The sequence below is a fragment of the Streptomyces djakartensis genome (genome assembly GCF_014651075.1).
In the GTDB taxonomy this organism is placed as follows: Bacteria; Actinomycetota; Actinomycetes; order Streptomycetales; family Streptomycetaceae; genus Streptomyces; species Streptomyces djakartensis.
Window position 1 is genome coordinate 403,967 of record NZ_BMWE01000005.1, and the last position, 6,208, is coordinate 410,174.

At 75.1% G+C, this 6,208-nt stretch carries 5 protein-coding genes; 3 read left to right on the forward strand and 2 right to left on the reverse strand.

Annotated features, from left to right (window positions below; translation table 11 throughout):
* The first annotated feature begins 78 nt into the window (after nt 1-78).
* From IE212_RS34885 to IE212_RS11630, 3 genes are all read left to right on the forward strand, one after another.
* Nucleotides 79-1,824, forward strand: coding sequence for an MbnB/TglH/ChrH family RiPP precursor modification enzyme (locus IE212_RS34885; protein WP_229864216.1), 1,746 nt, complete (start codon nt 79-81; stop codon nt 1,822-1,824).
* Nucleotides 1,825-2,173: 349 nt separating this feature from the next.
* Nucleotides 2,174-2,944, forward strand: a complete 771-nt coding sequence (locus IE212_RS11625; protein WP_190197680.1) for a TIGR04222 domain-containing membrane protein — start codon at nt 2,174-2,176, stop codon at nt 2,942-2,944.
* Between the two features lie 114 nt (nt 2,945-3,058).
* On the forward strand, nt 3,059-4,675 hold the full coding sequence (locus tag IE212_RS11630; protein WP_190197681.1) for an alpha/beta hydrolase: 1,617 nt from the start codon (nt 3,059-3,061) through the stop codon (nt 4,673-4,675).
* Here the strand turns inward: IE212_RS11630 and hemQ are convergent, their stop codons facing one another.
* Together hemQ and hemG are read right to left on the reverse strand one after the other, a co-directional pair.
* Nucleotides 4,676-5,419 (reverse strand): hydrogen peroxide-dependent heme synthase, encoded by a 744-nt coding sequence (gene hemQ, locus IE212_RS11635; RefSeq protein WP_190197682.1) that lies wholly within the window; start codon nt 5,417-5,419, stop codon nt 4,676-4,678.
* Between the two features lie 5 nt (nt 5,420-5,424).
* A partial coding sequence (gene hemG / locus IE212_RS11640) for a protoporphyrinogen oxidase (protein ID WP_229864218.1) occupies nt 5,425-6,208 on the reverse strand: 784 nt, incomplete at its 5' end.

A 6,208-nucleotide genomic window follows, 5' to 3' on the forward strand; every position in this document is an offset into this window, starting at 1 on the left:
CCTGCGCGGTTCGGGGCCGGGCGGCTGGGCCATACCCCCCTCACGTTCGGGGACCGGGCCGTGCGGAGGAGGGGGACGATGGAGCGACTGGGGACGGGCATCGGGTGGCGGCCGGAGATCGCGGACGCCGTGGAGCGCATGCCGGGCATCGACTGGGTCGAGACCGTGGCGGAGAACGTCTGCCCCGGGCACCTGCCCGAGTCGCTGCTCAGGCTGCGCGAGCGCGGCGTCACCGTCGTGCCGCACGGCGTCTCGCTCGGCCTCGGGGGTGCGGACCGGCCCGACGACGGGCGGCTGGCCGCGCTGGCCGAGCGGGTGGAGGCACTGGGTTCGCCGCTGGTCACCGAGCACATCGCGTTCGTACGGGCGGGCGGCGCGCTGACGGCCTCCCCTCATCTGGAGGCGGGCCATCTGCTGCCCGTCCCCCGGACCCGGGACGCGCTCGAGGTGCTGTGCGAGAACGTGCGCATCGCGCAGGAGGCGCTGCCGGTGCCGCTGGCCGTCGAGAACATCGCCGCGCTGATCTCCTGGCCTGGCGAGGAGATGACGGAGGGCCAGTTCCTGTACGAGCTGGCGGACCGCACGGGCGTGCGGCTCCTCATCGACGTGGCCAACCTGCACACCAACCACGTCAACCGGGGTGAGGACCCGGCCAAGGCCCTCGCCGAGCTGCCCCTGGAGGCCATCGCCTACGTCCATGTCGCGGGCGGCTTCGAACGCGACGGCGTCTGGCACGACAGCCACGCCCACCCGGTCCCGCGCCCGGTCCTCGACATCCTGACGGACCTCGCGTCCCGGGTGTCGCCGCCGGGGGTTCTGCTGGAACGGGACGAGAACTTCCCGGCGCCGTCGGAGCTGGAGGGGGAACTGGGCGCGATCCGGCGGGCCCTGGAGGCGGGGGCCGTGGAGCGCGTGAAGAGCGAGGTGCGGGCGGCGGGCTGTACGGCCGCGCGGCGAGCCGCGGCGGGCGCCGGACGGCGCCAGGAGCGGGACGCCGCCGGTGAGCTGCCCGCGGCAGGGGATGCGGCCCGACGGGCGGGGACGGCCGGCCCTCGGCAGCGCGCCGCACGCGAGGCGGAGACCCCGGCCGAACCGCGCACCGCGGCGGCCCGCCTGCAATACCCCGGCACCCCCGGAGCCGAAGCCCCGGCCGAGCGGCACACCACGGCGGCCCGCCCTCGGCACCGGGACGCGCACAAGGCCGGACCCCCGGCCGGGCGGTGGGAGAGGGCGACGCCCGGCGAGCCCACGAAGGGCGACGGGCCAGGCACGCGGGGCACCGGCGGGCGGCACGACGAGACCCACGGCATCGGGGGTGGGCCCCTCGCGGGCGCCGGTGCCGGACGGCCGGGCGGGGAGGCCGGGGCGACACGGGGCGCCTGCGGCCTGCCCCGGCCCGGTGACGGCGCAGCCGCTCGGCAGCGGCTCGGGCTCGCGCAGGCCGCACTGCTGTCAGCGCTGGTCGCCGGTACGCCCGTGCCCGAGGGGTTCGACCGGGCACGGGTCGGTGTGCAGGCTCGGGCGCTGGCGGCGAAGCGCGCCGATGTCGTGGCCAAGGTCGCGCCCGAACTGCCCGTGATCCTGGGCTCCGGTTACCGCCCGGCCTTCCTGTCCTACGCCCAGACGCAGCCGATGACCGGCGGCTACCGCCGGGACGCCCTCGACTTCGCGGAGCACCTGCTGCACGCCGGACGGCCCGAGAACGCCGGGGCGCGGCGGGAGTTGCGGGCGTGGTGGCTGGAGCGGTCGGGCCCGGCACCGCTCTCCGCGCGCCCGGCCCACCGGCTCGTCCGCGCGACGCGCAGGGTGCTGCTGCGGCGTTGAGGGCGGCCGCAGCACGATCGGCGCCTGTCCTCGGGGCGGAGGGTCAGGGCGGCGCCGACTCTCGCGCCGAAGCCCAGCGCCAGGTTGGCGGCGCCGGGCGGTGAAACCCAGAGGCCCTCGCCTCGTCCAAGGACCACTCAAGGCGTGTCGCCTGTCACCAACGTCCCGGGACAGCACACCTGGTCGCCTGCCCCGGCACCAATCGGCAGGGCGGTTGACGTGGATCACGCGGCAGGGCGGGCGGGTCAACACCTCGACGGCGAAACGGAACGTCACATACCCACAACGCTCCGTCCGAACTGTGAACAAGCCATGGTGTTCCGCGGCCCGTGTCACATACAAACAACATATGCTCTGGGTTCTTTTCCTGCTGGCGGCCTGGGCCGTGGCGGGCGCGGCGTGCACCCGCCTGTGCCTGGCCGCCGTACGCGCCGCGGCCGGCGCCGCGGACACCGGCCGGGTCCATGAACTCACCTTGTACGAGGCGGCGTTCCTCTCCGGTGGCCCCCGGCGGGTCGCTGACCTGACCCTCGTCGCCATGGCGCGCCAGCGCCGTCTGCTGCTGGCGCACACCGGCTGGGCGACGGTCGTCGATCCGTTCGGGCGGGACGAGATGGAGCGGTCGGTCATAGGGGCCATCGGCCCCGGCGGGCAGTGCCGGATCGCACCGGTACGGGCCACCGCCGCCACGGCGGACGCGGTGCGCGGTATCGCCGACCGGCTGGTGCGCGCGGGGCTCGCGGTGCCGGACAGCGCCCGCACGACGGTGGCGGCGGCGGTCCGTCAGGTACGCGTGGCGGCCGCCGTCGTCCTCTGTCTTGGGGTCGCCGCGCTGCTGACGCCCGTTCCGCCGGTCATGCCGCGCCACCTGGTCGCCCTGTGGTTCGCGCTGCCGCTGGCCCTGACCCTGAGCTGCCTGGCCATCGCCCGTGTCGAGATCCACCCGTACTCGCGCTGGGCCTCCCCGGCCGGTGAGCGGCTGCTCGGCGCGCTGACCCGGAACGCGGACGGCACCGCGGACGACCGGACGTTCCTGACGTCGGTGGCCGTGCGCGGCGTCCACGCGATCGGCGAACCCGGCCTGCGCGCCGCCTTCGGGCACCGAGAGGCACACGACTGACGGACCGCGGCGCACAGGGGCCATGGGGCCCGACACCGGCGGACGGTGCTTGCCTTCCCCCGGCGCCGAACCAAACATCCCTTGTGTCGCCTCCGTGCACCGAAGGGATTCGTGATGAGAGCCGCTCTTCTCTACTCGGCCGCGGGGTCCTTGCTGTTGGGCACCGTCACCGCGGCACCGGCCGTCGGGGAGCGGGGGACGGCCGAGGCGCGCGGCACCGCGGTGGCCGCCGCGCGTGCCAGGGCGGCCGGTGCCGACTTCGGCCCGTGCCCCGGCGCACGGGACCTGCCGGACAGCGTGCGGTGCGCGACGGTGGCCGTCCCGCTGGACTACGCCCGGCCGAACGGCAGGCAGATCCGGCTCACCGTCAGCCGGGTACGGGCCACGCACAGGGACCCGTACAACAGCAAGCGCAGGGTCCCCCGCCAGGGTGCCCTGGTCTACAACCCGGGCGGGCCGGGTGCCTCCGGCCTGTACTTCCCGCTCATGGGTCTGCGTCCCGAGTGGCGGCGCATCGCGGCCGCGTACGACCTCGTCGGCTACGACCCGCGCGGGGTGGGCCGTTCCGCGCCGCTGTCCTGCGAGGACCCGAAGCGGTTCCTCGCAGGGCCCACGCAGGCGCCGGCGCATCCCTCCGAGTCGTACAAGAAGCAGCGCATCGCCCGGGCAAAGGCGTACGCGCGCGGCTGCGCCGACCGGGCCGGCGGCGCGCTGCGCCACTACCACTCGCTGAACAACGCACGCGACCTCGACGTGCTGCGCGCGGCGCTCGGCGAGGAACGGCTGACCTTCCTGGGCTCGTCGTACGGCACCTACCTCGGGGCCGTCTACGCGACGCTGTTCCCCGCGCACGTGCGGCGCATGGTGTTCGACTCGGTGGTCGACCCGGACCCCGGGAAGATCTGGTACCGCAACAACCTCGACCAGTCGGCGGCGTTCGAGGGCCGCTGGGCGGACTTCCGCAGGTGGATCGCCCGCCACCACGACGTGTACGGGCTGGGCGGCACCGCGCGGGAGGTACGGCGCAGCTACGAGCGGGCGAGCGCGCGACTGGCGGTGAAGCCGGCCGGCGGGAAGGTCGGGCCGGGGCAGCTGCAGGGGGCGTTCCTGCAGGCCGGGTACTACGACGACCAGTGGCCGCGGCACGCGCACGCCCTGGCGGCGTACCTCGGCGGGGACCCCGGGCCGCTGATCGAGCAGGCGGCGCCGCGGCCGGAAGCGGCGGCCGAGGCGGAGAACACCCGCGCGGTGTACGTGGCCGTGGAGTGCAACGACGCGCCCTGGCCGACGGACTGGACGGTGTGGGACCGGGACAACACCCGGCTCGCGCGGGTGGCACCCTTCGAGACCTGGGAGAACGTGTGGACGAACCTGCCGTGCGCCTACTGGCGGGGGCCACGGCAGCGCCCCGTCGACGTCGGCGCCGGGCCGGGCGAGTTGCCGCCGACGCTGATCCTGGCCGCCGAACGGGACGCCGCCACACCCTACGACGGAGCCCTCGAACTCCACCGCCGCCTGGCGGGCTCGCGCCTGGTCACCGAGCGGGACGCCGGCGCGCACGGCCTCGCGGGCGGGCCGAACGCCTGCGTGGGCGGCCACCTGGAGGCGTATCTGCTCCGGGGCCGCCTCCCGGGCCGGCGTACGGACTGCGCCCCGCACGCCGAGCCGGAACCGCACGCGTCGCACCGCGCGGCCCCGGGCGGGTCCGGGGCCGGACGGCTGCCTCGCTGATCAGGCGAGGCCCGCGACCAGGTCGGCGATGTCCTTGCGGCGGCCGGTGAAGAACGGCACCTCCTCGCGGACGTGCCTGCGGGCCTCCGAGGCGCGCAGGTGACGCATGAGGTCGACGATGCGGTACAGCTCGTCGGCCTCGAAGGCGAGGATCCACTCGTAGTCGCCGAGGGAGAACGAGGCGACGGTGTTCGCGCGGACGTCCGGGTAGCCGCGGGCCATCTTGCCGTGGTCGGCGAGCATGCGGCGGCGGTCCTCGTCGGGCAGCAGGTACCAGTCGTAGGAGCGCACGAACGGGTAGACGCTCACGTAGTCGCGGGGCGTCTCGTCGGCGAGGAACGCCGGGATGTGCGAGCGGTTGAACTCGGCGGGGCGGTGCAGCGCCATGTTCGACCAGACGGGCTCCAGGGCGCGGCCCAGCTTCGTGCGGCGGAAGAGGTTGTACGCCTCCTGCAGCGCGTCGCTGGTCTCCGCGTGCCACCAGATCATGAGGTCGGCGTCGGCGCGCAGGCCCGAGACGTCGTACGTGCCGCGGATCGTGACGTCCTTGGCGGCGAGCTGGTCGAACAGCTCCTGGACCTCGTCGGCGTACCCCGTGCGGTCCTCGGGCAGGACGTCCTTCAGCCGGAAGACGGACCAGAGGGTGTAGCGGATGACCTCGTTGAGGTCCTTGGCCAGCTTGCCCTTGTTCGGGATCCGGTCGGGCGCGGTGCTGGCGGCCGTGGTGGAGGCGTCGTCACTCATGCTCCTCATTCTCCCGCTCCGCCGTGCAGGCTCTGCACCGGGTGGGCGGTGAGCTCCTGCACACCCCGCGGGTCGCCCTGGATCTGGTCGACGGCGGCGTACGCGCTCGCGATGCAGGCCGGGATGCCGACGCCGTCGTACGGGGCACCGCACACGGCGAGCCCCGGGAGCTTCGCGACGTGCTCGCGGACGCGGGCCACACGGGCGTGGTGGCCGACGGGGTACTGGGGCAGGCCGTCGTCCCAGCGGGTGACACGGGTGGCGACGGGGGTGGCGTCCAGGCCCGTCGCCGCCTTCAGGTCGTGCCGGGAGACCTCGACCAGCTCGCTGTCGTCACGCTGGAGGATCTCCGTCTCGCCGTACCGTCCCACGGAGGTGCGCAGGACGACGAGGCCGGGGTTGTCATCGGCGATCCAGCCCCATTTCCGCGAGGCGAAGGTGGAGGCCTTGATGGTGCGTCCGTCCACCGGCGGCACGAGGAAACCGCTGCCGTCGGGGAGGGCCGCCTCGGCGCGGCGGTACGCGAGCGTGACCAGGGCCATGGAGGCGTACTCGACGCCGCTGAGCCCGGCGGCGGCCTCGGGGCTCTCGGTCTGCAGCAGGCGGGCGGCGGCGGGGGCGGGAACGGCGAGCACGACCGCGTCGGCGTACAGCACGCGGTCACCGGCGACGACGCGCCACACCGCGTGCGGCCGCGCCGCAGCGGAGGCCGAAGCGGGGCCGTGACCGGTGGCCGGTGCCCGGCCCGGGGCCGGCTGCCCCTCGGGCCCGGGACCGCGCGATGCGCCC